Origin of the sequence: Pleomorphomonas sp. T1.2MG-36 (assembly GCF_950100655.1) — a bacterium.
Lineage (GTDB): Bacteria > Pseudomonadota > Alphaproteobacteria > Rhizobiales > Pleomorphomonadaceae > Pleomorphomonas.
Map to the genome: position 1 here is coordinate 303,948 of NZ_CATNLY010000023.1, position 26,083 is coordinate 330,030.

Annotated in this window: 22 protein-coding genes and 2 pseudogenes; 7 read left to right on the forward strand and 17 right to left on the reverse strand. The window is 65.0% G+C overall.

Translation table 11 applies throughout. The features are described from left to right. Nucleotides 1-121 precede the first annotated feature (121 nt). Nucleotides 122-1,627, forward strand: a complete 1,506-nt coding sequence (locus QQZ18_RS12885) for a pyridoxal-phosphate dependent enzyme (RefSeq protein WP_284541326.1) — start codon at nucleotides 122-124, stop codon at nucleotides 1,625-1,627. Nucleotides 1,628-1,630: 3 nt separating this feature from the next. Then, a complete protein-coding gene (locus QQZ18_RS12890; RefSeq protein WP_284541327.1) occupies nucleotides 1,631-2,914 on the forward strand; it encodes a PLP-dependent lyase/thiolase in 1,284 nt (427 codons plus the stop codon). Nucleotides 2,915-2,983: 69 nt separating this feature from the next. Here QQZ18_RS12890 and QQZ18_RS12895 read toward each other — a convergent pair whose 3' ends face one another. From QQZ18_RS12895 to QQZ18_RS12905, 3 genes are all read right to left on the reverse strand, one after another. After that, entirely contained in the window at nucleotides 2,984-4,738 is a 1,755-nt protein-coding gene (locus QQZ18_RS12895) for an NADH-dependent [FeFe] hydrogenase, group A6 (RefSeq protein WP_284541328.1), read from the reverse strand. Nucleotides 4,739-4,764: 26 nt separating this feature from the next. Continuing rightward, on the reverse strand, nucleotides 4,765-6,399 hold the full coding sequence (locus QQZ18_RS12900; RefSeq protein WP_284541329.1) for a NuoF family protein: 1,635 nt from the start codon (nucleotides 6,397-6,399) through the stop codon (nucleotides 4,765-4,767). A 62-nt stretch (nucleotides 6,400-6,461) separates the two neighbouring features. Beyond that, the gene (locus tag QQZ18_RS12905; protein WP_284541330.1) at nucleotides 6,462-7,007 is read right to left on the reverse strand and encodes an NADH-quinone oxidoreductase subunit NuoE family protein; all 546 of its coding nucleotides are present in this window, start codon (nucleotides 7,005-7,007) and stop codon (nucleotides 6,462-6,464) included. Between the two features lie 484 nt (nucleotides 7,008-7,491). On the opposite strand from QQZ18_RS12905, the gene QQZ18_RS12910 reads away from it, so the two are divergent. Next, complete coding sequence (locus QQZ18_RS12910; protein WP_284541331.1) at nucleotides 7,492-7,881, forward strand: hypothetical protein; 390 nt, start codon at nucleotides 7,492-7,494, stop codon at nucleotides 7,879-7,881. Between the two features lie 16 nt (nucleotides 7,882-7,897). On the opposite strand, the gene QQZ18_RS12915 is transcribed toward QQZ18_RS12910, so the two are convergent. After that, nucleotides 7,898-8,134: a thioredoxin family protein gene (locus QQZ18_RS12915; protein ID WP_284541332.1), complete on the reverse strand. Its 237-nt coding sequence runs from the start codon at nucleotides 8,132-8,134 to the stop codon at nucleotides 7,898-7,900. 56 nt (nucleotides 8,135-8,190) lie between these two features. Further along, complete coding sequence (locus tag QQZ18_RS12920) at nucleotides 8,191-9,318, reverse strand: permease (RefSeq protein WP_284541333.1); 1,128 nt, start codon at nucleotides 9,316-9,318, stop codon at nucleotides 8,191-8,193. A 109-nt stretch (nucleotides 9,319-9,427) separates the two neighbouring features. On the opposite strand from QQZ18_RS12920, the gene QQZ18_RS12925 reads away from it, so the two are divergent. From QQZ18_RS12925 to arsN2, 4 genes and pseudogenes are all read left to right on the forward strand, one after another. Continuing rightward, nucleotides 9,428-9,805 (forward strand): ArsR/SmtB family transcription factor, encoded by a 378-nt coding sequence (locus QQZ18_RS12925; RefSeq protein ID WP_284541334.1) that lies wholly within the window; start codon nucleotides 9,428-9,430, stop codon nucleotides 9,803-9,805. Further along, entirely contained in the window at nucleotides 9,802-10,857 is a 1,056-nt protein-coding gene (arsB, locus tag QQZ18_RS12930; protein ID WP_284541335.1) for an ACR3 family arsenite efflux transporter, read from the forward strand. The genes QQZ18_RS12925 and arsB overlap by 4 nt, the downstream gene beginning before the upstream one ends. Then, a pseudogene (gene arsC / locus QQZ18_RS23710) lies at nucleotides 10,857-11,243 on the forward strand (arsenate reductase (glutaredoxin)); the annotation flags it as partial. The gene arsB and the pseudogene arsC, both read left to right, overlap by 1 nt. A 48-nt stretch (nucleotides 11,244-11,291) precedes the next feature. After that, a pseudogene (arsN2, locus tag QQZ18_RS23715) lies at nucleotides 11,292-11,684 on the forward strand (arsenic resistance N-acetyltransferase ArsN2); the annotation flags it as partial. An 18-nt stretch (nucleotides 11,685-11,702) separates the two neighbouring features. Here arsN2 and QQZ18_RS12940 read toward each other — a convergent pair. From QQZ18_RS12940 to QQZ18_RS12995, 12 genes are all read right to left on the reverse strand, one after another. Next, complete coding sequence (locus QQZ18_RS12940) at nucleotides 11,703-13,934, reverse strand: methyl-accepting chemotaxis protein (protein WP_284541337.1); 2,232 nt, start codon at nucleotides 13,932-13,934, stop codon at nucleotides 11,703-11,705. A 323-nt stretch (nucleotides 13,935-14,257) separates the two neighbouring features. Next, a complete protein-coding gene (gene chrA / locus QQZ18_RS12945) occupies nucleotides 14,258-15,481 on the reverse strand; it encodes a chromate efflux transporter (RefSeq protein WP_284541338.1) in 1,224 nt (407 codons plus the stop codon). Between the two features lie 240 nt (nucleotides 15,482-15,721). Further along, nucleotides 15,722-17,416, reverse strand: a complete 1,695-nt coding sequence (locus QQZ18_RS12950) for a flotillin family protein (RefSeq protein ID WP_284541339.1) — start codon at nucleotides 17,414-17,416, stop codon at nucleotides 15,722-15,724. Nucleotides 17,417-17,418: 2 nt separating this feature from the next. After that, nucleotides 17,419-18,069 (reverse strand): OB-fold-containig protein, encoded by a 651-nt coding sequence (locus QQZ18_RS12955; RefSeq protein WP_284541340.1) that lies wholly within the window; start codon nucleotides 18,067-18,069, stop codon nucleotides 17,419-17,421. Further along, nucleotides 18,069-19,178: a PspA/IM30 family protein gene (locus tag QQZ18_RS12960; protein ID WP_284541341.1), complete on the reverse strand. Its 1,110-nt coding sequence runs from the start codon at nucleotides 19,176-19,178 to the stop codon at nucleotides 18,069-18,071. Before QQZ18_RS12960 ends, QQZ18_RS12955 begins: the two co-directional genes overlap by 1 nt. A gap of 136 nt (nucleotides 19,179-19,314) precedes the next feature. Further along, nucleotides 19,315-20,571: a hydantoinase/carbamoylase family amidase gene (locus tag QQZ18_RS12965; protein WP_284541342.1), complete on the reverse strand. Its 1,257-nt coding sequence runs from the start codon at nucleotides 20,569-20,571 to the stop codon at nucleotides 19,315-19,317. Further along, the gene (locus QQZ18_RS12970; protein ID WP_284541343.1) at nucleotides 20,568-21,410 is read right to left on the reverse strand and encodes a BtpA/SgcQ family protein; all 843 of its coding nucleotides are present in this window, start codon (nucleotides 21,408-21,410) and stop codon (nucleotides 20,568-20,570) included. Before QQZ18_RS12970 ends, QQZ18_RS12965 begins: the two co-directional genes overlap by 4 nt. Then, a complete protein-coding gene (locus QQZ18_RS12975) occupies nucleotides 21,407-22,303 on the reverse strand; it encodes a ribokinase (RefSeq protein ID WP_284541344.1) in 897 nt (298 codons plus the stop codon). The genes QQZ18_RS12970 and QQZ18_RS12975 overlap by 4 nt, the downstream gene beginning before the upstream one ends. Nucleotides 22,304-22,306: 3 nt before the next feature. Next, the gene (locus tag QQZ18_RS12980) at nucleotides 22,307-23,074 is read right to left on the reverse strand and encodes a glutamine amidotransferase (RefSeq protein WP_284541345.1); all 768 of its coding nucleotides are present in this window, start codon (nucleotides 23,072-23,074) and stop codon (nucleotides 22,307-22,309) included. Between the two features lie 36 nt (nucleotides 23,075-23,110). After that, complete coding sequence (locus QQZ18_RS12985; RefSeq protein WP_284541346.1) at nucleotides 23,111-24,199, reverse strand: phosphotriesterase family protein; 1,089 nt, start codon at nucleotides 24,197-24,199, stop codon at nucleotides 23,111-23,113. 2 nt (nucleotides 24,200-24,201) lie between these two features. Then, nucleotides 24,202-25,203, reverse strand: coding sequence for an ABC transporter permease (locus tag QQZ18_RS12990; protein ID WP_284541347.1), 1,002 nt, complete (start codon nucleotides 25,201-25,203; stop codon nucleotides 24,202-24,204). Further along, nucleotides 25,200-25,997 (reverse strand): ATP-binding cassette domain-containing protein, encoded by a 798-nt coding sequence (locus QQZ18_RS12995; protein WP_284541348.1) that lies wholly within the window; start codon nucleotides 25,995-25,997, stop codon nucleotides 25,200-25,202. The genes QQZ18_RS12990 and QQZ18_RS12995 overlap by 4 nt, the downstream gene beginning before the upstream one ends. Between the last annotated feature and the right edge of the window lie 86 nt (nucleotides 25,998-26,083).

Sequence of the window (26,083 nt, forward strand, 5' to 3'; positions counted from 1 at the left end):
CCATTGTGGACCGTGACAGGCATGGTTTGCCGAGGGCATTGCCATCGGCAGACGGAACACGTGGCTCGGCACTGCCAAAGCGCGCAGTCGGCCATCAAGAACGAGCAAGGGGACACAGAACATGGCGCGGTTAGGTTTGGAGCGGAATGTCGTCGATACTCAGGTTCTGGACCGGACCATCGCCCGTCTCGGACAGGAGGGCGTCCTGCTGCCCACGCTGGGACAGCTTGCCAACCCGGCGGCCATTCCCGACGGAATCCGCGCGCGTCTCGCCGGCGTCGACCCCGATGTCGCCGATCCGCTCAACCTCTTCCGTGTCCACTGGTTCAACGACGCGGCCCGCAGCGGGCTGACCGACGTGCCCGTCCACGTCGAGCTCCCGAGCGAGCTTACCGGCGTCAAGGCGCGCATCGTGCTGGCGCTGGGCAACCGCTTCCCGATGATCCGCGCCCACAAGGTGCTCGCCGCCTATGGCTGTCTGGTGCCGCGTCTCGTCACCGGACAGTTCGACCCGAGCCATCACAAGGCAGTCTGGCCGTCCACCGGCAACTACTGCCGCGGCGGCGTCGCCATCTCGCGCATTCTCGGCTGCCATGGCGTGGCCGTGCTGCCCGAGAACATGAGCCGCGAGCGCTTCGACTGGCTCGACAAGTGGGTGGTGGACAGCTCCGACGTCATAAAGACGCCGGGCTCGGAGAGCAACGTCAAGGAAATCTACGACGAGTGCGCCCGCCTCGACAGCGACGCCGACAACATCATCTTCAACCAGTTCTGCGAGTTCGGTAACTATCTCGTCCATCGCACCTGCACCGGCGCGGCGCTGGAGACGCTGTTCAAGGCCCTCACCAAGGATCGTCCGGGCTCGAAGCTGGCGGCCTTCGTGTCGGCGTCCGGGTCGAGCGGTACGCTGGCGGCCGGCGACCACCTCAAAGAGCATCACGGCACCAAGATCGTCGTCGTCGAGGCGACCGAGTGCCCGACGCTCCTGGAGAACGGCTTCGGCGAGCACAACATCCAGGGCATCGGCGACAAGCACGTGCCCTACATCCACAACGTCATGAACACCGACATGGTGGCCGGCGTCAGCGACAGCGACACCGACAGGCTGATCGTGCTGTTCAACACCGAGGTTGGCCGCAACTATCTGATCGAGCGGCGCGGCATCGACCCGAAGCTGGTCGCCGACCTCAGCAATCTCGGCCTGTCGTCGATCTGCAACATGCTCGCGGCGATCAAAACCGCCAAGTATTACGACATGGGGCCGGACGATGTCATCGTCACGCTGGCCACCGACGGCGCCGCCATGTATGGCAGCGAGATCGACAAGGTGGTCAAGCGCGACTTCGGCAACCGCTTCGACGCGGTCGCCGCCGGTGAAACCTGGGGCCGCTCGCTGGCCGCCGCGTCGACCAGCGACCTTCTTGAAATGACCTATGTCGACCGCAAGCGCGTGTTCAACCTCGGCTACTTCACCTGGGTGGAGCAGCAAGGCGTCTCCATCGAGGAGTTCAAGGCCCGCGCGAAGCAGTCCTACTGGGACGGTCTGCTCGATCTCGTGCCCGCCTGGGACGAGATGATCGCCGACGTCAACGCCAAGAGCGGCGTCGCCAAGACGCTGGGCCTCTAGGCCATGGTCGGGTTTCGTTGCCACGGCTGTGGCGCCAAGGTCGACGCCGGCCTTCAGCTGGCGTTTCGCTGCCCGAACGACCGTGTCGGCGGCGATGACATCGACCACGTTCTCGTGGTCGACAGCGAGGCGGTGTCGCCCTCGATCGGCAGCGAAACCGACCCGTTCCTGCGCTACCGCGCCTGGCTGTCGCCCTATCGGCTGGCGCGGGAAGCGGGCCTGCCCGACACGGCCTGGATCGATCTTGTCGGCCAGCTCGACCACGCGCTGACGGCCGTCGACGGACACGGCTTCCGCGTCACGCCGATGGCCGAACGGCCTGCTCTCGCGGAGGCCATAGGCCTTTTGGGACCGCTCTTCGTTAAAGACGAGACCGGCAACGTCTCGGGCTCCCACAAGGCGCGCCACCTGATGGGCGTCATGCTCTATCTGCGCGTTCTGGAAGCAGCCAGGCTGCCGGCCGGCGAGACCCTCAGGTCCAGGCGTCTGGCGATCGCCTCTTGCGGCAACGCAGCGCTCGCCGCCGCCGTCGTGGCGCGGGCCGCCGACTGGCCGCTCGACGTGTTCATCCCCCCCGACGCCGATGCGTCCGTGAGGACGAGGCTCGGGGAGCTCGGCGCCCAGATCACCATCTGCGAGCGACGCCCCGGCGAGACCGGGGATCCCTGCTATCTGCGCTTCCGCGAGGCGGTGGCCGCCGGCGCCATCCCCTTCGGCGTGCAGGGAACCGACAACGGGCTGGCGATCGAGGGCGGCCGCACGCTGGCCTTCGAAATGGCGGAAGAGTTCCATCGGATCGGCACGGTGCCGGATGCGCTGTTCGTCCAGGTGGGCGGTGGCGCTTTGGCCAGCGCGCTGGCGCAGGGCTTGGCGCTCGCCCGCGCGAACGGGCTGCTGTCCTCGCTTCCCAGGCTGATCGCCGTCCAGACGGCTGGATGCGCGCCTCTGGCCCGCGCCTGGGAGCGCCTTGGGGGCATCGACCTCGCGGTGGCGGCGAAGACGCGATCCAGGTTCATGTGGCCATGGGAAACGACCCCGGCCAGCCTGGCGCACGGCATCCTCGACGACGAGACCTATGACTGGTGGGCGATCGCCGAGGGCTTGCGGGCAAGCGGCGGATCGACCGTGGTGGTCGACGAGACGCAGGTCGCGGCGGCGCACAGGGCCGGCCGCATGCACACCGATATCGCGGCTTCGGCGACCGGCACGGCCGGCCTTGCCGGCGTGATCGCGAAACCCGAAGCCGGCAAGCGGATTGCCGTTATCTTTTCGGGCAAAGAGAGATAGACGAAAAACAGAAGACTGCCGCGCCAGTCCCTTGTGGCGCGGCAGTCGATGCAAGCTTGGGCACCCAACCTAGCGTTTGTACTCCGGCAGAACCTGATAGCCGGTGTGAAGAAGATCGTGGGCCTTGTGGCCGCCGATCTCGCCAAGGAACTCGGCGTAGAGCTCCTTGATGTAGGGATTGTGGTGCGAACACCGCCACAGCCCGGCCTGATCCTCCTGATACAGCCCGGCGGCCCGTTTGGTGCGCAGTTCGTTGGTGGCGCCATAGGGCTGTCCGCCACCGCCGACGCAGCCACCGGCGCAAGCCATCACCTCGATGAAGTGATAGGGCAGCTCCTCGCCGGCCTCGCGGGCGGCCCGCACCTTTTCGATCACCTGCTCGACGTTGGCGAGGCCGTGGGCCACCGCGACGCGGATCTCCTTGCCGGCCACGTTGAGCTTGCCTTCTTTGACGCCTTCGAGACCGCGCGTCATCTCGAAGTCGACGCGCGGCGCATCATGCCCGGTGACGTAGTAATGGGCCGTGCGAAGCGCCGCCTCCATGACGCCGCCGGTGGCGCCGAAGATGGTGCCGGCGCCGGTGTAGGCGCCCAGCATGTGATCGGGCTGCTCTTCGGGAATGGTCACGAAGTCGATGCCCGACTGCTTGATCATGCGGGCGAACTCGCGCGTGGTCAGCGACACGTCGACGTCCTGATAGCCCGAGGAACTCATCTCCTTGGAGCGGATGATCTCGGACTTCTTGGCCGTGCAGGGCATGACCGACACCACGAAGATCCTCGCCGGGTCGACACCCATCTTCTCGGCGTAGTAGGTTTTCGAGAGAGCGCCGACCATTTCGTGCGGCGACTTGCAGCTAGAGAAATGGTCGATCATGTCGCCATGGAACTTCTCCATGAAATCGACCCAGCCGGGGCAGCAACTGGTGATCAGCGGCAGCGCACCCGTTCCCTCAAGCAGGCGGTTCTTGAACTCGGAGGCCTCCTCCATGATCGTCAGGTCGGCGCCGAAGTTGGTGTCGAACACCGCCTTGAACCCCATCCGGCGCAGCGAAGCGTAGATCTTGCCGGTCAGGTTGGCGCCGATCGGGAAGCCAAAGGCCTCGCCGACCGCGACACGAACGGCCGGCGCGATCTGCACCACGCAGTAGGTCTCCGGATCCTGCAGCTTGTTCCAGACGACGACCGTCTCGTCGTATTCGACGATGGCGCCTGTCGGGCAATGGGCCGAGCACTGACCGCAACGCACACAGGGCGAGTCGGCCAGCGGAATGTCGCCTGCCGCCGCGATGCGCGTCTTGAAGCCGCGATTGAGGAAGCTCAGCGCCCAGACGTTCTGGTGCTGCTGGCAGACGGTGATGCAGCGGCCGCACAAGATGCACTTGCGCGGATCGAGCACGATGCTCCGGGTTGAGGTGTCGAGCGGCAGGTCGGGCACGATGTTCGGCAGCTCGGAGGCGGCCATGCCGAAGTCGGCCGCGAGGGCCTGCAGTTCGCAGTTCTGATTGCGAAGGCAGGTGAGACACTCGTTGGGATGACGCGACAGCGTCAACTCCAACACGCCGCGCCTCACATCGACGATTTCCGGCGTCTCGGTCAGGATGTCCATTCCCTCGTCGAGGGGGGTACAGCACGAGCGCAGCATCTTGCCGGTGTTCTTCACCTTGACGATGCAAATGCCGCAGGCACCGGTCGCCTCAAGGTCAGGATGCTTGCAGAGCGTCGGAATTTTCACGTGAACCTTGCGGGCCGCATCCAGGATGGTGGTTCCCGGGGCGACCGCGACAGGCACGCCATTAATCGTTGCGTTGATCATATCTGTCATTTCGACCACTTTTCGATCTCGGGACGTCAGGCTTCCGCGGCCGCGGGCTGCTTGAGACGCTCGGTGAATTCCGACGGGAAGTGCTTGAGCGCCGACAGCACCGGGTTCGGCGCGGTCTGTCCGAGCGCACAGAGCGACCCCTTCTGCATGGCCTGGGCGATCTTCCTGATGTTCGAGATATCCTTCTCGGTGCCGTCGCCGGCGACGATCTTGTCGAGCAGATGCAGCATCTGCGTTCCGCCGATGCGGCAGGGCGCGCACTTGCCGCAGGACTCATCGACGCAGAAGTCGAGGTAGAAGCGGGCGAGTTCGACGACGCTGTCGTGATCGTCGATGACGATGAGACCACCCGACCCCATCATCGAGCCGAGCTGCTGCAGGTGCTCGTAGGAGATCGGCGTATCGAACTGGCTCTCCGGGATCATGCCGCCGGAGGGCCCACCGGTCTGCACGGCCTTGACCCTGCGATCGGTGCCGGTGCCGCCGCCGATCGTCTCTACGATGTCGCGAATGGTAGTGCCCATCGGCACCTCGACGAGGCCGTTGTGGGCGATCTTGCCGGTCAGTGCGAAAACCTTGGTGCCCTTCGACTTCTCGGTTCCCTTGGCGGCAAACCACGCCGCCCCCTTGAGCAGGATGCGCGGCACGTTGGCGAGCGTCTCGACGTTGTTGACGCAGGTCGGCTTGTCCCAGAGGCCCTTGACGGAGGGGAACGGCGGGCGCGGACGCGGCGTGCCGCGCTTGCCTTCCACCGAAGCGATGAGAGCGGTCTCCTCGCCGCAGACGAAGGCGCCGGCGCCGAGGCGGACGTCGAAGTCGAAGCTCCAGCCCGAGTTCAGGATGTTGCGACCGACCAGACCGGCCTGACGGGCCTGCCGGATGGCCTTCTCGATGCGATCGACGGCCAGCGGATATTCCGCCCGGATATAGAACACGCCATTGGTGGCGTTCATGGCGCGGGCGGCGATCATCATGCCTTCGAGGACGGCGTGTGGGTCGCCTTCCAGCACCGAGCGGTCCATGAAGGCGCCAGGGTCGCCCTCGTCGCCGTTGCAGATGACGTACTTGACGTCCGACTGCATGCGGCGGGCAAAGTCCCACTTGAGGCCTGTCGGATAGCCGGCGCCACCGCGACCGCGCAGGCCGGAGGCCAGCACTTCCTGGCAGATCTCCTCGGCAGACATGGTCAGGGCCCGTCGAAGGCCCTGGTAGCCGCCATGCACGAGATAATCGGCGAGCTTCTCCGGGTCGGCATGCCCATTGTTGGAGAGGACCACGCGCTCCTGCATGGCGAAGAAGGCGGCGTGCAGATCGACGACGTGCGCACCCAGCGGGCCGACGGGATCATGGACCTCGGCACCATTGGCGACCGGAGCGACGACCTCCTCGATGAGGCACGTTGCGAGAGCGGGCGTCATCTCGCTGAACAGCACATCCTCGTGCCCCTTGCAGGTCATGCGCACCAACGGCCCCTTGCTGCACAGGCCCATGCAGCCCGTGCCGCCAACCTGAACTTTGGCGTCCAGGCCTCTTTCGGAAATATCGGTCTTGATACGCGCGACGATATCCGCCGCACCGGACGACTGACAGCCCGTGCTCGAGCAGCAGACCAGGCGCACGTCCATTGCTTGCTGTTTGGCAAGCTCGGCGGCGGCTTTCACTTCAAGCTCTTCCGGCTTCATAACGGTCCCACTTGTGTCTGGAATTGTTCGATTTCGGCGGCCTACTCGGCGTCGGAAGACTCGGCGGCAACGTGCATCGGCCGATCCTGCGTGACGTGTTCGAGCAACCCGTGGGCGTCGGTTACGTCCTGCTTGCCGTAGACCTTGCCGTTAACGGAGGCGAGAGGCGCAAGGCCGCAGCAACCGAGACAGCGCACGCCCTGAAGGTGATACTCGCCGTCCGGTGTGCTTTCGCCCTCCTTGATGCCGAGTTCGTCCTCGACGCCATGCAGGAGTTTCGGTGAACCCTTGATGTGGCAGGCCGTGCCGGTACAGACGGAAATGATGTATTTGCCGGGGCTTTCCAGCTTGAAGTAATTATAGAAGGTCAACACCTCGTAGATGTTGGCCAGCGGAATGCCCATTTCGCGACCGAGCTTCATGGCCGACTCGCGCGGCACATATCCCAGGCGCCCCTGAAGCTCGTGCAGCGCCATGATGAGGCTGCCCCGCTTCTTCTTCCACTTTTGAGCCAGGACGATTATTTCATCCTCTGGCGCCTCTTCGACCTCCGCCTCAACATCGTCCACTGCGGTTTGTTCGCTCATCGTCTTTGCCCGTATAGCTTTTATTGCGCTTCAATCGATTTAGAAGGCATGCGTGTTATTTTGATTTCGGCCTGTTTCCAACGCTGCATGAGTTTTCCAACCGACTCGGCTTCCGGTCGCGTCCGAATATTTAGATTTTTGCTTTCATATTTTCGGAGCCACCAAGTATTCGATCGCACCAAAGCTTTCACATGAGCGGCTGCTCATCAAGAAGTAGAGTTCCCTATGTGACGATATAAATGTTCGATCCGAAACGTTTTCAGGATTGTGCGTTCTATTTCTGAACCCAACATCGGACTTGGGCGGTCTTTTCAGGGCCACGCCCATCCGGGAAGGCCCTTCCGGTCATCGGTACGGTGCGGGCCGTCCGGCAGGCTGCCCTACGACGCGCAACCATGATGACGATTCAACGGTTGGGAAGCGGTCCCGCAGAAATGCCGCAAACGCCGGGTATCGAGCTCCCCGGAAACGATAAGGTCACACGATGAACCAGCATGCGCGCGACATCGAGCCGGATCTCGGCCCACTCCTCGACATGACCGACGATCTGCCGGATCAGGATGGCTCGGGATACGGCAAGACCGAGCCTAGCCTGGATGGCGAGACTCGGAAAAAGCCCGGACTGACGCTTGGGCCCATGGACCGCATCGGTCCGGTGGCCGCTCCATCCATGGAGCGATCGCCCAAGCGAAATGCCAAGACGGCCCCCTCCTCCACGCCGGGGGTCTGGGGCGGGTTCTGGCGCGCCGTCGTCATCGGCGTCGTCTCCGGAACCATCGGCGGCATGGTCGGCGCCTTTACCCTCGTCTGGCTGACAGGCGAGGGCTGGAGTGTTTTCGCCAAGCTGCTCGTCGACGCGATCGGGCATCTCTGAGCTTGTCGAACAGGTTTCAGGCTCGAAGCCAACCGTCGACGTCGGCCGCCTTCGGCAGCCCTCCGGCGTGCACCACCCTGCCATCGACCACGACGCCGGGCGTCGCCGCGATGCCGTAGCCGGCGATGACGGCGTAGTCGGTGATCTTCTCGACCGTGACGGGCACACCGAGCTTTTCGGCCTCGGCCTTCAAAAGATCGGCAGTGAGCTGGCAGGTTTTGCAGCCGGAACCGAGCACCTTGATATCTTTCATGATTGTCTCCGGATCGCGTTCAGGTGGGCGAAGAACCCTGCTGATGGTCGCGCCCTTCATGCGAACAGCAGGTTGAACAGGTAGCCGACGGCCAGGATGCCGAGACCGACGATGCCGACGAAGACGGCGATCAGCTTCATAGTGAGCACCTTCTTCAGGATGATCATTTCCGGCAGCGACAGGGCGATCACCGCCATCATGAAGGCGAGCACCGTGCCGAGCGCCGCGCCCTTGTCGATGAGCGCCTCGATGATCGGCAGGATGGTGGAAGCGCCGGCATACATGGGGATGCCGATCACCACGGCGGCCGGTACCGACCACCAGGCATCCTTGCCCATGATGGCGACGAGCAGTTCGGTGGGCGCATAGCCGTGGATCAGAGCGCCGACGCCGATGCCGAGCGCCACCCATAGCCAGACCTTGGCGACGATTTCCCGGACCGACGACCAGCCCGCTTCCAGACGGTCGGCGAGCGTGAGGCGGCGATCGGGCAGAACCGCGACGCCCATGCGCACGTCGCGCACCCAGGGCTGCAGCCAGCCTTCAAGATGCAGTTGGCCGAGGATCAGGCCGGAGAGGATGGCGATGGTGAGCCCGAAGGCGAGATAGGTGAGCGCCACCTGCCAGCCGACCAGTGCGAACAACAGGCCGAGGGCTACCTCGTTGACCATCGGTGCGGCGATCAGGAAGGAGAAGGTGACGCCGAGCGGCACGCCGGCCGAGACGAAGCCGAGGAACAGCGGCACCGCCGAACAGGAGCAGAAGGGCGTGGCGACGCCCAGCGTGGCGGCGGCGACGTTGCCTAGCCCCTCGCGCTTGCCGGCCAAGAGGCGGCGGGTATTCTCCACCGAGAAGTAGCTTCTCAAGAAGCCGGTGGCGAAGACGATGGCGACGAGCAGCATCATGACCTTGGGCAGGTCGTAGAGCACGAAGGCCAGAGCGTCGCCGAGGTGGCTTTGCCTGTCGATCGGCAGTTGAGCGACGATCCACTCCGCAAGGGTCTCGAGCCAGGGATAGACAGCAACCCAGACGATGGCGGCGAGCGCCGTGGCAATGAGCCGGCGGGTCGGCGACGCGACGATAGGGACCGGTTCGGCCTTGCCGCAACCGCAGGCGACGCCGGATGTCGCCTCATCGCAGCCGGACGCTGCCGGGCGGGCTTCTTCGGAACAACATGCGCTCATCACGAGCCGTCCTTGAATGTCATATTCGATAATTCGACGAATATCGATATATTGGGGCGCCGGCTATCCGGATGTTGCCTGATATCCATATTTCGTCTAACGTCGATATATGGAAAAACTCCAAGCCCTCGATGCCCTCTCCGCCCTGGCGCAACAGACGCGCCTTGATGTGTTCCAGCTACTGATCCGCCATGAGCCCGAGGGTCTGGCGGCTGGCGACATCGCCGAAAAGCTGGGCGTGCCGCAGAACACGCTCTCCACCCACCTTGCCATCCTGGTGCGTGCCGGCCTTGCGGCATCCGAGCGGCGCAGTCGGCAGATCATCTATCGCGCCCTCGTGCCGACGGTGCGCGACCTCGTGCACTATCTCGTCGATGACTGCTGTGCCGGCCACCCGGAGCTCGGCCGCCGGTTCGACTATGGCGGCGGCACCTGCGCGCCCAGCGCTTGCAAGACCTCCCCAGTTCCTGAAAGCGAGCATAAATGACCTCGGTTGCCAGCCGCCTTTCCTTTCTCGACCGCTATCTCACCCTCTGGATCTTCGCGGCCATGGCCGTGGGCATTGCCATCGGCTACGCCTTTCCCGCCGTCGAGGCGGGGATCAACGCGGGCACGGTGGGCACCACCAACATTCCCATCGCCGTCGGCCTGATCCTGATGATGTATCCGCCGTTCGCCAAGGTACGCTACGAAGACCTGCCGAAGGTGTTCGCCGACGGCAAGGTGCTGGTGCTGTCGCTCGTGCAGAACTGGCTGATCGGGCCGGTGCTGATGTTCGCGCTGGCCATCATCTTCCTGCCCGACAAGCCCGAGTACATGGTCGGCCTGATCCTGATCGGCCTTGCCCGCTGCATCGCCATGGTGGTGGTGTGGAACGAGCTGGCCAAGGGGTCGACCGAGTATGCCGCCGGCCTCGTCGCCTTCAACTCGATCTTCCAGGTGCTGTTCTATTCGGTATTCGCGTGGTTCTTCATCACCGTGCTGCCGCCAGTGTTCGGCCTGACGGGCTCGGAGGTGGACATTTCCATCGGCGAGATCGCCAAGAGCGTGTTCATCTACCTCGGCATTCCAGCCATTGCCGGCGTCATGACGCGGGTGATCATGCTGCGCTTCGTCTCGAAGGACTGGCACCACGGCCATTTCGTGCCGAAGATCGGGCCGATCACCCTCATCGCGCTTCTCTTCACCATCGTGGTCATGTTCTCGCTGAAGGGCGAGCTGATCCTCACCATTCCCGGCGACGTGGTCCGCATCGCCATCCCCTTGCTCATCTACTTCGTGGTGATGTTCGCGCTGAGCTTCGTGCTGTCGCTGAAGGCAGGCACCGATTACAGCCGCTGCACCACGCTGTGCTTCACGGCGGCCAGCAACAACTTCGAACTGGCGATCGCCGTGGCGGTGGCCGTCTACGGCATCAACTCCGGCGCGGCGTTTGCCGCCGTCATCGGGCCGCTGGTCGAAGTGCCGGTGATGATCGGCCTCGTCAACGTGGCACTGTGGACCCGCGGACGCTACTTCCCCAATGAGAAGGTGGCCTGATGGATGTCGTCATCTACCACAATCCCGCCTGCGGTACCTCGCGCAACGCGCTGGCGCTGATCCGCCACGCCGGCATCGAACCGCATGTGATCGACTACCAGAGGTGCCCGCCGAGCCGGGAGTTGCTGGCCGAGATGATTGGGCGCATGGGCATGGCGGTGCGCGACGTGCTGAGGGTAAAGGGCACGCCCTATGAGGAACTGGGGCTCGGCAATCCGGCGCTCACCGACGACCACTTGCTCGACGCCATGGTGGCGCACCCCATCCTGATCAACCGACCGATCGTGGTGAGCCCGCTTGGAGTCAAGCTGTGCCGCCCCTCCGACATGGTGCTGGATCTGTTGCCGGAGAAGCCACTGGCAGACTTCGTCAAGGACGACGGCGAAATCTGCTTGCGCGATCAGGAGATTGCCGACACCGACGCCGGGCTCGCCGCCGCACTTCGTGACGAAGGCCTGCCGACCGGCGATCTCTCCGACCCAGGCCGGCGGTTCCATGCCTATCGCACGTTATCCGGCGAGATCGTCGGCTATGCCGGATACGAACTTTATGGCGAGGCAGCATTCCTTCGCTCGCTGGTGATCCTGCCGGCGTGGCGGGGCAAGGGCGCGGGCAAGGCCATCGTGGCGCGGCTCGCCCGCCGCGCGTTCGACGAGGGAGCACGGACGGCGTGGCTGATGACCACGTCAGCGGCCGCCTTCTTCGAGGCGATCGGCTTCAAGCGCACCGAACGAGCGATGGCGCCGCAAGCCATTCTCGACACGCGGCAGGCCAGGGAGCTGTGCCCGTCGTCGGCCGTCGTTCTTTCAAGGCCGATCAGGCTTTAGGCACTTCGGGGGCGCTCGTCACGCGGCAAGCCGGCGGGCAACCAACTGGTCCACTTCGTCGTCCGTCAGCATGCGATCGACCAGTTGGACGCCCATCACCTGATCGTTGCACCAGACAACCTTGACGTCCAGCGGGCCGAGGACGGGATGATAGATCCGCCCCTCGGTGCCGGCGTTCAAGCCATCGAGCCTTGCGAACCGCATGCCGGACCGCGAGGCGTCATGCAGGCGAAGCGCGCGCCTGGCACCGTTGGCGAAATCCACCGTCACAGTTACGTCCGCCTGTTTGCGCGGGTGCCGGCGCTGGTCCATCAGGTCGTGAACGAGCGCATCGACCTCCCGTTCCAGGCTCTGCACCTGCCCGACGAGCGTGCCGCTCATGTCGGCCAGCTTCGCCGCCGCCTGCTCGGTCTGGGAGGCGAGCGTCGGCAGGCAGTTGAGGCTTTCGACCACGTCATGGTTAGCCGCCGTGGAGCGGTCCAGGCTTTCGTTGATGGCCGAAGTTGCGGCGCTTTGCTGCTCCACCGCACCGGCGATGGTCGAGCTCAACGACGATATCGCCTCGATCGATCCCGTGATCTCGTCGAGCGAAGAGGCGACCTCCTGAGCGGCGGCGCGGATGTCCTCGACCTGACGCGTGATTTCATCGGTGGCGCCCGCCGTCTGATTGGCGAGTTGCTTGACCTCGGCGGCCACCACGGCGAATCCCCTGCCCGCCTCGCCGGCCCGCGCCGCCTCGATGGTAGCGTTGAGGGCGAGAAGGTTGGTCTGCTGGGCGATGGCCGAGATCAACGTCGTAACCTGGCCGATTTTCTCCGACGCCTGGGTGAGCTTGCCACCGAGCGCTCTGGCCGCCTCCGAGTAGGAGCGGGCCGTCGCCGCATCCTTGGCCGAAACGGCGGTCTGCTGGGATATCTCGGACAGGGACGTTGCGAGCTCGGTAACCGCCGACACGACGCCGTTCATGTCCTTGTTGGTGAGGTCGAGGCGCGTCAGCGACGTGTCCAACTCGCTGCGCGTCGTCGACGCATTGGTCGCGACGGCATCGATGACCACACTGACGTTGTTGGCGAGACCGTTGATCGCACCCACCACGGAGTGGACCGACAGACGCAGGCGATCGGCGACGCCGGCAAGAGCCGCCCGCTTGTTTTGCAGGATCTCGCGCTGCCGTTCCTCGGAGTTGGCCTCGTTGAGCTTCTCGATGGTCCGGTCGCGGAAATAGGCGACGGCTCGTGCCAGCTGACCGACTTCATCGGTGCGGTCGGCCTCAACCAGATCGCTCGATATGTCGGCATCGCCGAGTTCCCGGATATGGGCGTCGAGGCTCGATATGCTGCGGACGATAGAGCGGGACAAAAGCGCCGCCGCCGCGATGGCCAAAACGGCTATGCCAAGCGCGAGGCCGAGCATCATGAACATGCGCGCCCAGAAGCCTCCGACGCGCACGCCAAGCAGTTCGTCGAGCTGATCGGTCGACTGCCGCCAGTAGTCATCCGCCGCCACGACGAGCATTCTGTTCGCCGTAGAAAGACCGGCCGTGTCGGCGTTCGCCCGCTTGGCATCGTTGCGGAGATCGGCGGCCACCTTGTTGGCTGTCCGGGCGAAGTCCTCGACCTTGGCGACGAAGGCAGCGGTCGGGCCTTCGAGCGCGGCAGCCACCGAACCGGATGCGTTACTCTTCTTGGAGACCTCGACCGACGCCTTGATCGTGCTCATGTCGGTTTCGATCTGCCCGAGAAGCACGGTGAAGGCTGCACGAGCCTCATCATCGAGCGCTTCGAGCGTCGACTGGTGGCGAGCCAGCATGTCCAGTTCGGCGGCGCGCGTAATCAAGTCCGGCAGCCGTACCACCACCGTGTCCATGACGTAGAAGCTGTCGAGGTCGGGATCGAGGATCAGGTTGCTGTCATTGCCCGCCGCCGTCGCCAGATCGCGGAACAGCGCCCCCACTTCGGCCGGGCTTTTGCCGGACAGCGAAAGCCGTCCGGCCGCTTCACGGACGGACTGCGGATACTCCGGCGAGGTCAGCGCCTTGGCGGCTCCGAGTGCCGTCTCGTCCCCGCCATCGGGCTCCGACGCCCAGGAAATGACCGACGGCCACATCTGTCGAAGCCAACCGGTTCCAGCCAGTTCCGCGTCGGAAAAGGCAATGTCTTTCTGGCTTTGGAGCACGAACAAGCCGGACATCAACCCGAGAGGCAAAAGCAGCATGACAACGACGATCGCCAACTTTCCACGAATGGACATACGACTGCTCCGTCCCGTGTATACGCGCTCGCGACTTTTCTACGTTGACGGCCCACTATTTAGGCAAATGCATCAATAATGGGCCGATACAGTCACTAAGTCGCAAATACGACTCCAATTTATGCCGGTATATTTTCAATCAAAGTCGTTAATGGCGTATTTATTCCGTATTAATCGAACTCAACATGTTCATATTGTTTATTGCATATGTTGACGCTCAGGTTTTCTTTGGCAAAGCATCGGATGATTGGCGACGTCTGGCGCAACGACACTTGGGACCTGCGGTGGCGCAGCTCTTCGCAGTCGTCATCTCGTCGTTGGTCTCAGCCAAGCAGCGCCACCACGATGCCCACTACGGCGGACAGGGCAACGACGCTCCATGGCGGAGCCTTCCAGACCATGAGAGCCACGAAGCCCGCAGTCGCCAAGGCAAAGTCGCGCAGATCGGTTACCGCGCTGGTGAAGACCGGAGAATACAGGGCCGCGCCGAGAATCCCCACCACGGCCGCGTTGGCGCCCCGCATCAACGACTGGGCGACGGGCTTGGCGCGGAACCGGTCCCAGAACGGCAGAACGCCGACAAGCACCAGAAAACCGGGAAGAAAGACCGCCAGCAAGGCAATGGTCGCGCCGAGAAAGCCATTCGGCTCCGGCCCCAGGATCGCGCCGAGATAGGCGGCAAAGGTGAAGAGCGGCCCCGGAACGGCCTGAGCCGCACCGTAGCCGGCCAGAAAGGCGTCCGGCGTCACCCAACCGCTTCGCACGACTTCGGCATCGAGAAGCGGCAACACCACGTGGCCACCGCCGAACACCAGCGCGCCTGCCCGATAGAAGCTGTCGATCACCGCGAGCGTCTGCGAATGACCGGCCAGCAATGGTAGCACGGCCAGCAAAGCGACAAAGGACAGGATGGCGCCGCCGGCCATAGGACGCGACACCGATACGGCAAGACGGCCGCCGGTGGGCTTGGTCTCACCCTGCCCCAAGGCCAGCCCGACCACCGCCCCCATGACGATCGCCGCCAGCATGCCGCCGCTGCCCGGCACCCAGGCCAACAACGCAACAGCGGCCACGGCGATCGCCGAGCGGCCACGGTCGGGACACAGATTTCTGGCCATGCCCCACACCGCCTGGGCCACGATGGCGACGGCAACGATCTTGAGGCCGTGCAGAGCGCCGCCACCCACCGTCCCACCGATCGCCGGGGCGAGCAGAGCGAACGCCGTCAGGATCAGGGCCGAAGGCAAGGTGAAGGCCAGAAAGGCCGAGAACGCGCCGAGCCAGCCGGCCCGCATCATGCCGAGAGCAAAGCCGACCTGGCTGGAGGCAGGACCGGGCAGAAACTGGCAAAGCGCCACCAGATCGGCATAGGCGTGATCATCGAGCCAGCGCCGACGAACCACCAGCTCGTCCCGAAAATATCCCAGATGGGCGATCGGGCCGCCGAAGGAGGTCAGGCCGAGTTTGAGAAAGGCGAAGAAGACTTCCGACGGCCTCCCACGCGGCACATCTCCATCAGAACCGGCAGCCTGCTCCGTCATCGCCATTCGCCCCCTCATGTCGGCATAGTGTCATGGTGACGGGGGATGACAAGTTCATGACAGCGGCCAGCAGGGCGAATGCGCTCTGAATGACGGAGATGACCGACAGCGCCAGTTTGCGGCTCTCCGATCTTCCGCGAGAGACTGACGATTGCCGAGGCAATCGCCAGTCTCAACGCGGCAATGTCACTCATTCCGGATTGCAGTCGCAAGCGGCACGGGGCCGCTTACACCCGTCGCTCCGGCTCAGGACCTCGGCTTCGCGGCCGCCTCGGGCCTCAGGGCTTTATCGACCGAAGCCTCAAGGGAAGCGGCGAGCAAGGCCTGTGTGGGGTCGGCGCCCTTGAAACCGGCCTGAGCCAGGATCTCGTCCAGGATCGGCTTCTGCGCGGTGAAGCTCAGCAACTGACCGGCCAGGTCGTTCATCGGGTTGCCCCCCTGATCGCCGGGCCTGCCCCCGAGTGCGCCGGACAACCCGCCGGTGCTGAAGATCCTGATGTCGGAGATCTTCTCGATCGGCTTCATTGCCTCGGCAAGGGCCTGCGGGATGATCTCGACCCTTGCCTTCGCCAACTCGAAGTCGATGATGCTGGCGGCAAGCGCGTTGCGGGCCTCATTCTTGGCCCGCTCCGCCCGCGCCTCGGCCTCGCCGAGCTCGATGACGCCGGCAGCGCGAACCTTGGCGGCCTCGGCCTCGGCGTTGGCCTGGATGTTCAAGGCAGCGGCAAGGTTCTCCGCAGCCTCTCGCTCGGCCTCGGCCTTCACGGTGATGGCCGTCGCCGCCTGCTCAGCCTCCTGGCGGGCGGCGATCACGGCAATGCGCTTGGCGCGTTCGGCGATCTCCACCTCCCGCGCGGTCACCACCTGCTCCTCCGCCGTGATGGCGCCGGCCTTGGCCTCGTCGGCCCTGGCGCGCGCGGCCTGCTCTTCCTCGGTTTTCTGGGCAACGGCAATGGCGGCTTCGATGCGCGCGGTCTCGGTGACCTTGCGAGCCTCCGCCTCACGCTCGGCAATGCCGCGCTCGGCCACGATGCGGGCGGATTCGCGCGCCTGACGCGCTTCGGCGTCGCGCTCGGCAATGCCGCGCTCGGTGTCGAGACGGGCCGTCTCCTCGGCAAGACGCGCCAGCTGTTCGGCCTTGGCCGCCTCGGCCCGCGTCTCGGCGGTCTTGTTGGCGATGTCGCGTTCCTGCGTCAGCTCGGCGTCGCGCTGCTCGCGTTCGATGGTCAGTCGCCTCAGGGAGGCCTCACGATCCTTGGTCGCGATTTCGACCTCGTTGTCACGAACGATCTGGTTGCGCTCGCGCTTGCGCTCCTCGGTGATCTTGGTGAGGGCGGTCAGGCCCTCCGCGTCGAAGGTGTTGTTGGGATTGAAATGTTTGATGTCAGTCTGGTCGAGCCTCGTCAGCGAGACCGACTCCAGCTCCAGGCCGTTCGACTGGAGATCGTGGGCGACTGCGGCCTGCACCGACTTCACGAATTCGGCGCGCTGCTCCTGCAGGTCGCGCAAGGTCATGGTGGCGGCCACCGAGCGCAGACCGTCGACGAACTTGGCCTCGACCAGCGCCTTGAGGGCGTCGGCATCGTTGGTGCGGTCGCCGAGGGTTTGCGCCGCCAGGGCGATGTTTTCGAAGTCCGGCTTCACGCGGACATAGAACTCGGCGGTTATGTCGGCCCGCATGCGGTCCTTGGTGATCAGGGACTCGTTCTCGGCGCGCTTCACCTCAAGCCGCAACGTGCTGAGCGACACCCAGGAATACGAATGGAAGACCGGCAGGATGATGGCGCCGCCATCGAGCACGACCTTCTTGCCGCCGAAGCCGGTCCGCACATAGGCCTTGTCCCGCGTCGACCTGATATAGAGCGACGAAATGATGATACCGATGACGGCAACCGCCATGACGATGACGCCGGCGATGATGCCGAGAGAAATGAACTCCATAGTCAGCCCCTCTTGATATCCACGTCGCCGAGTTCCTGTGGCGCCGGAATGGCCTGAAAGAGACCGTCAGAACCGTCAACGACGATGACGAGCGTTCCGGTCTCGATAACGTATCCCGGCGCGGCCTGGGCCCGCAGGGTGTGAATGTTGTCGTGTACGTCCTTCACGCGCACGATCCCGGGATTTCCCTGGTCGAGCGGTCCGATCGTGACCGTGCCCACAAGACCGATGAAGCCGGCTTCGCTGAGGACGGACGTCTCGTCGCGCGGCATGATCCGGGCGATGCCGCGGCTGAGCCATCGCGTGGCCGGAACGGCCAAGACCAGCGCCACCGAACCGGCCGCCAATGAGGGCAGCGGCGAAAGCATGCTGGAGGCCATCGCCTGAAGGGCGAACCCCAACACCGCAAAAGCCGAGAGCAGCAGGACCGCTAGAACCAGGATCGGCACTCCGCCCGCATTGAGCCACGACATCCAGGCGCCAAGCAGCCCGGCGTCATGGTCGCCGAGGCCGTGATAGCCGAGGCCGTCATCCAGCAATCCGGAAGCGGAAACGCCCAGAAGCAGGGACACGAGCTCGACAAGCCCAAGGCCGGCCACCACCAGAAGCGCCACCCAGAAGAGTTCCGTTCCGGGCTGGATGAACGAGTCCATCAGCGCTGCCCCTCGCGAAACACCTTGAGACGCGCCTCGATGGCATCCTCGCGCTGCATCTTGCCCAGTTCCTCGATCTCCGCCGTGCCCTGGATCGGCGGCCTGGCGGGAACGCCGGTCACCCTCTCGACCGCCGAGAGGGCCGCCGCAAGTCGCTGATCGTTGCGCTGCGACGGCGTCGCGGCCTGGACGGCCGTCCGCTCGGCGCGTTCGGCATCCTCGAGGCGCTTCTTGGCGTCGGAGCGAGCCGAGGCAATGCTGCGCAACGTGGCCTCGGCCTCGGCAATCTCGCTGGCATTCTCGGCGATCGCCTTGTCGATGGCGTTACGCTGAGCCTCGAGGTCGATCTGCACGCCGGTCGCCACGCGAGCGAGATCCTCACGCCCCTTGGCAAGGCCGGTCTTGATCTTCTCGTCGAGGTCGCGGATCTCGGCATCGAGATCCTCGGCCTTGGCCTTCAGGCGATGCCCCGACGCAATCGCGACGCCCAGCACGGCGCGCGCCTCGTCGGTAATCTTGTCGATCTCCCTCAGGGCCTGCTGGGCCACGGCGATCGGGTTGGAGCTTTCCGCCGCGTCGACCGCGTTGTTGACCACACCGGCGATGACGCGCCCGAGACGGGCCAGAATACCTTCGTTGGACATCGTGATCTCTTTCTGGAGTTGAGGGCTGGTCTGGACTCCGACGAGGACGCTGATCAGCCTTTCACCAAAGCTGAGCCGCGCCTCCGCGAAATCGCTCCAACCATTGCGATAGCCATCCACAGAATAGGGAACAACAACCCGGCCACTGATCGTGGCGATGCTTAGGCTGTCCGGGCCCTTCAGCGAAAACAGTTTGGAATCGAGGGGAATATCGTCGATCGAGACCGCGGCGTTACGCCGGCTCCGATCACGCAGCGCCAAGGTGACCATGCGCGAGGGCAAGCCAGTCCTGGAGCGGATTTCCTCGTAAGCCTCTTCATGGAGTGCAACCAGATTCGCGCCTTTGGTTCCGTCGAGGATTTCCATCGCCCGGCGATAAGCGTCGAGCGTTCCAAGAAGCGCTTCAAGGCTTTCCGACGACGGCGACAGCGTGAGAACCATCGCAAATTGTGGTTTGTCGACCATGCACGATCAGATAAGTCACTTCTTTGGTGCTTTCAAGGTTGCACAACCACCCCTTCGACCAAAGGTTGAGACTCCCTGTCTCAAAAGACAAGGGCATGACAAGACGGGCGTTCGATGCTTTCCAACTGCGCTCGGTCTATCGATGCTTGCCGAGTTGCATGGCCTCGAGCGTGGCGTCGCACAGGACCTGTGTGCCGGCTATCGCCTGGTGCGGCTCGACATACTCGGCCTCATTGTGGCTGAGGCCATTGCGACAGGGCACGAAGATCATTGCCGCCGGGCCGAGACGCGCCATGAAGAGCGCGTCATGGAAGGCGCCGGAGAACATGCGGCGCGTTGGAAAGCCACGCTTCTCCGCAACGCTTTGGATGATGCCGGTCAGCCGATCGTCAAAATGGGCCGGCGCCACGTCCATGCTGCGACGCAAGGACACCCGGCAGCCCCCGCTCGCGGCCGTCTCGGCGGCCAGGGCGCCAATCTCGGCCTCCAGGCGATCGATTTCACCGCCGTTCGGATGGCGGAGATCGATGGAAAACGTCACTTCGCCGGGAATGACGTTGACGGCGCCGGGCACAAGGGTCAGGCGGCCGACGGTGAGGCGCGCGTCCGAGTCGGACGGCATGACGGTTGCCTGCAACCGGGCGATGATGGCTGCCGCCACCGCCATGGCGTCGCGGCGATCGGCAAGCGGCGTCGTACCGGCGTGCGCCACCTGTCCCTCGATCACAACCTCCAGCCAGCGCGTGCCCTGGATGCCTTCGACGACGCCGATCAGCGCACCCTGGCGTTCGAGCAAGGGGCCTTGCTCGATGTGCAACTCGATATAGCCGGCGGCCGGAAGGCCAAGCGGCCGCTCGATCGCTTCCGGCAGAGCCGCCAGCGTCGCGGCCAGTTCGTCGGCAAGGCGGATGCCATTGCCATCCACCGTGTCTTGCCAGCCGTCCGGAAAGACGCCGGTCGCATGGACCTGCGAGCCAAAGGCGCCGGGCGAGAAGCGGCTGCCCTCCTCATTGGTCCAGGCCACCAGTTCGACCGCGCTGGCGGTGACGATGCCGTTGTCCTCCAGCGTTTCCAAGACTTCCAGCGCCGCGAGCGTGCCGAGCGCGCCATCGTAGCGTCCGCCGGTCGGCTGACTGTCGAGATGGCTGCCGATCATAAAGGGAGGACGGTCATTGTCGGCACCGGAGCGCCGCAGGAACAGGTTGGCGGCCGCATCCTGGAAAACCGAAAAGCCGCGCGCCGCACCGAGACGGGCCAGCAGCGCCCGCGCCGCCCGGTCCTCGACACTAAGTGCCGGCCGGTTGACGCCACCTGCCGGCGTGCCGCCGATCGCCGCGAAGGCGTCGAGCCGGGCGAGCAGGCGGCCGCCATCGATCGTGGGGCCGAGGGTCATGGGCGCAGCCCGGCCATGAACGCCTTGACGCGATCGGGATCGACCGTGTTCCACCAGACCCCGTCATGCTTGAGAGCGCTGGCGACGATAACGCCGTCGACGATGCCGAGAATGTCGCGCGCGTTGTTCGGCGTGACGCCACTCCCCACCAGCGTCGGCAGATGCGACGCCTCCTTGATCAGCCGGATATAGCCGAGGTCGGCGGCGTGCCCGGTCCGCTGGCCGGTGGCGATCACGGCGTCGGCGTCGAAGAAGACGAGATCACGCACCAGTTCCTCGACCGGCCGGTCGGCGACGATGGCGTGTGCCCCATGCTTGACGTGAGCGTCGGCGAAGATGCGAATGCCGTTCGCCCGGAGACGGGCGCGATAGCGCATGGCGCGCGCCGCCTCGCCTTCCATGAAGCCTTCGTTGGCGACATAGGCGTTGGCCCACTGGTTGACGCGGATGAAGCCGGCGCCGGACGCGCTCGCCACGGCAAGCGCCGGCAGGGCGGCGTTGGCCAGCACGTTGATGCCGATGGGACGACCGAGCTCGCGGCGGATGCGGTCGGCGACCACGGCCATGTGGGCGGCCGTCTCGGGACCGATATCGTCGGGCTTGGAAAATGGCACGTCGCCGTGGTTCTCGACGATGACGCCATCGCAACCGCCGGCGAGATAGGCGCGAGCGTCAGTGAGACCGCGCTGATAGATGTCCTCGACGGGTTCGCCGTCGTGGCGCGGCGCGCCGGGCAACGGCGCCAGGTGGACCACGCCGATCACGACCTTGGTGCGGCCGAACAGATGCTGCAGGGCGTCGCCGGCCGTCTGGCCAACCGGTTTTGCGGCTTCGGTCATGAAAGATCCCTCGATATCCCTGCAAGCAGGGCATTGATTTCCGAACGGCTCGGGCAGGCGGCGAGCGTTCCGCGCCGGGTCACGGCGATGGATGCCGCCCGAACGCCGACGGTCGTGGCGACAACGAGCGGCATTCCGCCTGTGAGACAGCCGCTCAGCACCCCGGCAAACACGTCGCCCGCCCCGCTGCTGTCGACGGCCGCGACCGCCGGAGCGACGATGCGGTCGACATCCGTCGTGCCCCTGTCGAGACAGATGGCCCCGGCGGCACCGAGCGTGACGACCACGGACGTAGTGCCGCCCCGCGACAGGCGGCGAGCGGCCTCGGCCGGATCGGAGCAACCGGCCATCGTCTCGGCCTCGCCGGCATTGACGACAACGACGTCGGCCTCCGGCAACGGCCCCTCGCCCAGCGGACTGGGGTTTAGGATGGTGGTGGCGCCACCGTCTTTCGCCCTCGCAAGGCAAACCCTGGTGACATCGGCACGAAGGTTGCCTTGCATCAGCAGGTAATCTCCCCGCCCAGGCCAGGAAGGCTGCCCTGTCGGATCGAAAGCCGTGGCCGAGGACGCCGCCGTCACGATCAGGTTCTCGCCCGTCCGGTCGACCAGAATGGTCGATTTGTCGGTCGGCGTGTCGAGCACGACCAGCCCGTCGATAGGCAGTTCGGCGCCAAGCGCCGCCCGCAAGAACATGGCATCGGCATCATCCCCGAGCGCGGCGCGGAAGACCACCTCGGCGCCGGCGCGCGACGCCGCCACCGCCTGGTTGGCTCCCTTGCCGCCGACGCCACGGACCGTCGCGACGGCATTCACCGTCTCGCCGGGCCGCGGCAACCGTGCGACATAGAAGGTGTCGTCGACGCAGATGTTGCCGACCACGTGGAGCGCCATCGCTCAGTCCCGTCCGGTCGCCCAGGCCAGCATCTGCTCGAACAGCGTCTTGTAGCCCTTCCAGGCGACGAAATCGGGCGACAGCCAGTGCGGCCCGACGTCGGACGTCCAGGCGACCGTGCGCCCCTTGCCGTAGGTGCCGGTGACGAGCAGCGGCAGGGAGCCGTATTCGGACGATACGGTCGCGAGCACCTCGGCGCCCGGCTTGACCTCGACCTCGTTGAACCCGAGGAGCACCGGCCAATCCTTGCCGATACCCTTGAGGATCGGATGATCGGGCTTGCCGGTGATCTCGGCGGTAAACCCTTCAGGCACCTCGACGCGGTCGTCATAGGGAAGGCAGGCGACCGGCAGCACCTCCTCGACGGCGGTCTTGCGGTAGCGAGCGCCACCGTTGATGCCCTGGAAGGAGTAGTAACCGCCGAACATCAGCAGGCCGCCACCGCTCCGAACGTACTCGCGGATCAGCTTCAGCCGGTTGGGCGTGGTCTGCGACTTGATCCAGGTATCGGGATGCAGCAGCAGCGTGTTGGCGCCGATGTCGGAGAGCACCACCGCGTCATAGGCCGATAGCGCATCCATGCTCTGCGGAAAGTCGCGCTGCGCCTCGTGCGAGGGCATGAAGGTGACATCGAAAGGCCCGCCCTTCAGCGCCTTCAGGAGTTCGTCGGCGCCGGTATGATAGGTGACGGTGGCGAACTGGTCGAACCCCTTGATGTGGGTGGCCGTAGAAACCCAGGATTCGCCGGCCAGCAGGATTTTCTTGGTCATTTTGCTTTCCTTGCCCGTGTGGCTTGTGACCGCCGTTCAGGCGGAGAACACCGATTTGGGATTGTCCGTGAGCATGCGCCGGATCACCGACTCGTCGAGGCCGTGACGCTTGAGGCGTGGCACGAAATGGCGCAGCACGTGAGCGTAGCCGAAGCCGCCGTAGCGGGTCAGCATCATTTTGAGGAAGACGTCCTGCGACATCAGGATGCGGTCGGCATATCCCTTCTCGACCAGCGTCAGGATGCCGCGGGCATTGTCCTCGTCGGAGGGCGATTGGGCGTCCTGGTCGGCGTAGTAGTAGTCCATGCCGATCATGTCATATTCGATGAAGGCGCCACGGGCGGCGAGCGAGGTCTGGTAGGCCGTGTCGCTCCAGCTCGGATTCATGTGGCAGAGCACGGTATGGCTGAGATCGGCCCCCTCGGACTCCACCACGTCGAGCACCTCGTGGGCCAGGCGCTCCCAGCCGGGCAGATGAATGGTCAGCGGCACGCCGGTGCGGGCGGAGGCTCGCGCGGCGCCCCTGAGCGAACGTCGTTCGGCCTCGGTGAAATCCTTCGAGACGCCAATCTCGCCGATGATGCCGGCCATTACCGGTGGCTGCGTTTCACCGCCGCCGACGTCGTCGACGATGAACTGGGCAATGGCCTCGACGTCCATCGTCTTCATCCAGTCGGGATGGCTGAATTCGAGATAGAAACCGGTCCCCATGACGATCTTGAGGCCGGAGAGGCGGGCGATGCGGGCAAGCGCCTCGGGGTCGCGACCAATCCCGATGGTGGTGGCGTCGACCACCGTGTTGCCGCCGAAGCTCCGGTAGCGCTCCAGCTCGCGCAGGGCGACGTCGGCATCGTCCAACGAGACGTTGTCGCGATTGAGATAGGGGTTCATTCTGAGCTCGCCGATGATCTCGATGTTCACCGGCTGCTCGGACACGCGGCGCCCCTCGTCGTCGATGTCGCAAGGGCAGCGCCACGCCTTGCCACCGTCGAGCAGGATGTGCTCGTGCATCAGCGTGACGCCCATCTCCTCGACCGGAATGGGGCCGGTAACGGTCATCACCGTGCCCGATCGGACGCCGATGGGCGAACGCTCGCCCTTTTTGCCTGCGAACAGGTGCTCCATGGTCAGCGCCCCCTCGATCCGCCCTTGAACAGGCGGAAGTTCAGCCAGATGGCGATGAGGATGATCGAGCCGGTCACGATCGGCGTCAGGAATGGCGACAGGTGGGCGAGGATCAGGCCGTTGGCGATCACCGCCACGGTCAGGGCGCCCAGGACGGTGCCGACCACCGAACCGCGACCGCCGAACAGCGACGTACCACCCAGCACGACGGCGGCGATGACATCGAGCTCGAAGCCCTGGCCGGAGTTGGACGAGCCGGAGCCGAGCCGCGAGGCGAGAATGATGCCGGCGAGCGCCGCCGCCGAACCGGTCAGCACGTAGACCATCAGCGTGACGAGGCGCGTGTTGACACCCGCCCGCCGCACCGCCTCGGCATTGGCGCCGACGCCCGTGACGTAGCGGCCGAACGTCGTCTCGTTGAAGGCAATATAGGCAAGGACCAGCATGACGACGGCGATCAGTGCCGGCACCGGCATGCCCATGAACCAGGCGCGGCCGATCATGTTGAAGCCGCTCGCCGGATCGACGGGGATGGAGTAGCCGCCAGTGATCAGAAGCGCGATGCCGCGGATCACCGACAGGCCGGCCAGGGTGACGATGAAGGCGGGGATACCCTCGTAGGCGATGAAAAAGCCCTGCAGCGCGCCCACCGCGGCGCCGAGGCAGAGGAGCACCAGCACCACGACCGGCCAGGGCACACCCCATTGCAACAGCACGGCCGACAGCGTCGCCGTCAGCGCCAGCACCGAACCGACGGACAGGTCGATGCCGCCGGTGGTGATGACGAAGGTCATCGCCGAGGCGACGATCAGCAACGGGGCCGACTGGCGCACGATGTTGAGAAGATTGGGGGTGGTCAGAAAGGCATCGGTCGCCAGCGAGAAGACGATGCAGACCGCCGCGAAGAACAGGGCGATGGACACGACGCCGCCCCGGGCAATGGCCTTTTCGTGCCAACTGGCCTTGACGAGCCGCGAGGAGGCATCCGTTTTGACGGCGCTCATGCCGGAACTCCCGTGCTTGCAGCCGCCCCGGCCGAACGGGCGGTGAACTTGCGCCCGACGATCAGGTTGACCACTTCCTCGATGCTGGTTTCGGACACGTGGCGTTCGGCGACATTGCGCCCCTCGTACATGACCTGGATGCGATCGCAGACCAGGAACAGGTCCTGCAGGCGATGGGTGATCAGGATCACCGATACGCCGCGGGCGCTGACGGCGCGGATCAGGTCGAGCACGGCCTCCACTTCCGCGACGGCCAATGCCGCCGTCGGCTCGTCCATGATCAGGACGCGCGGATCGAAGGAGGCGGCGCGACCGATGGCGATCGACTGCCGCTGTCCGCCCGACAGGTTCTCGACCTTGAGGCGGGTGTCGGCAATGACGATGCCGAGGCGATCGAGCATAGCGCGTGCTTCGGCATGCATGCGCGCCTTGTCGAGGAACGACAGCCCGGCGATGCGGCGGCGCGGCTCGCGGCCGAGAAACAGATTGCCGGCGACGTCCACCGTGTCGCACAGGGAGAGGTCCTGATAGACCATCTCGACGCGAGCGACGCGCGCATCGGCGGGCGAGGCGAAGGTGACCGGCTCGCCATCGATCTCGATGATGCCGGAATCCGGAATGATCGCGCCCGACAGGACCTTGCTGAGCGTCGACTTGCCGGCGCCGTTGTCACCAACCAGGCCAAGCACTTCGCCCGGCTTCAACGTCAGCGACACGTCGTCGAGCACCTGAATGGGATGGTAGCGTTTGGAGATGCCGGTCATCCGCACGCGATAGGGTAAACTGTCCGTCATGCTGAAATCCACTCGGGAGCGGCCAAGGCACACCCCATGGGCATGGCATCCCGCCGGCAGGTCGATAAGACGGCCGACGGGACGCA

Excerpts from the sequence above, each read along its gene's own strand:
- QQZ18_RS12975 (WP_284541344.1), bottom strand. The coding sequence starts at position 22,303 with ATGGCGCTCCACGTGGTCGGCAACATCTGCGTCGACGACACCTTCTAT.
- QQZ18_RS12925 (WP_284541334.1), top strand. The coding sequence starts at position 9,428 with ATGGAAAAACTCCAAGCCCTCGATGCCCTCTCCGCCCTGGCGCAACAG.
- QQZ18_RS12920 (WP_284541333.1), bottom strand. The coding sequence starts at position 9,318 with ATGAGCGCATGTTGTTCCGAAGAAGCCCGCCCGGCAGCGTCCGGCTGC.
- QQZ18_RS12985 (WP_284541346.1), bottom strand. The coding sequence starts at position 24,199 with ATGGAGCACCTGTTCGCAGGCAAAAAGGGCGAGCGTTCGCCCATCGGC.
- chrA (WP_284541338.1), bottom strand. The coding sequence starts at position 15,481 with ATGGCGATGACGGAGCAGGCTGCCGGTTCTGATGGAGATGTGCCGCGT.
- QQZ18_RS12970 (WP_284541343.1), bottom strand. The coding sequence starts at position 21,410 with ATGACCGAAGCCGCAAAACCGGTTGGCCAGACGGCCGGCGACGCCCTG.
- QQZ18_RS12910 (WP_284541331.1), top strand. The coding sequence starts at position 7,492 with ATGAACCAGCATGCGCGCGACATCGAGCCGGATCTCGGCCCACTCCTC.
- arsB (WP_284541335.1), top strand. The coding sequence starts at position 9,802 with ATGACCTCGGTTGCCAGCCGCCTTTCCTTTCTCGACCGCTATCTCACC.
- QQZ18_RS12895 (WP_284541328.1), bottom strand. The coding sequence starts at position 4,738 with ATGACAGATATGATCAACGCAACGATTAATGGCGTGCCTGTCGCGGTC.
- QQZ18_RS12990 (WP_284541347.1), bottom strand. The coding sequence starts at position 25,203 with ATGAGCGCCGTCAAAACGGATGCCTCCTCGCGGCTCGTCAAGGCCAGT.
- QQZ18_RS12905 (WP_284541330.1), bottom strand. The coding sequence starts at position 7,007 with ATGAGCGAACAAACCGCAGTGGACGATGTTGAGGCGGAGGTCGAAGAG.
- QQZ18_RS12950 (WP_284541339.1), bottom strand. The coding sequence starts at position 17,416 with ATGGAGTTCATTTCTCTCGGCATCATCGCCGGCGTCATCGTCATGGCG.
- QQZ18_RS12955 (WP_284541340.1), bottom strand. The coding sequence starts at position 18,069 with ATGGACTCGTTCATCCAGCCCGGAACGGAACTCTTCTGGGTGGCGCTT.
- QQZ18_RS12940 (WP_284541337.1), bottom strand. The coding sequence starts at position 13,934 with ATGTCCATTCGTGGAAAGTTGGCGATCGTCGTTGTCATGCTGCTTTTG.
- QQZ18_RS12980 (WP_284541345.1), bottom strand. The coding sequence starts at position 23,074 with ATGACCAAGAAAATCCTGCTGGCCGGCGAATCCTGGGTTTCTACGGCC.
- QQZ18_RS12915 (WP_284541332.1), bottom strand. The coding sequence starts at position 8,134 with ATGAAAGATATCAAGGTGCTCGGTTCCGGCTGCAAAACCTGCCAGCTC.
- QQZ18_RS12995 (WP_284541348.1), bottom strand. The coding sequence starts at position 25,997 with ATGACGGACAGTTTACCCTATCGCGTGCGGATGACCGGCATCTCCAAA.
- QQZ18_RS12890 (WP_284541327.1), top strand. The coding sequence starts at position 1,631 with ATGGTCGGGTTTCGTTGCCACGGCTGTGGCGCCAAGGTCGACGCCGGC.
- QQZ18_RS12885 (WP_284541326.1), top strand. The coding sequence starts at position 122 with ATGGCGCGGTTAGGTTTGGAGCGGAATGTCGTCGATACTCAGGTTCTG.
- QQZ18_RS12965 (WP_284541342.1), bottom strand. The coding sequence starts at position 20,571 with ATGACCCTCGGCCCCACGATCGATGGCGGCCGCCTGCTCGCCCGGCTC.
- QQZ18_RS12960 (WP_284541341.1), bottom strand. The coding sequence starts at position 19,178 with ATGGTCGACAAACCACAATTTGCGATGGTTCTCACGCTGTCGCCGTCG.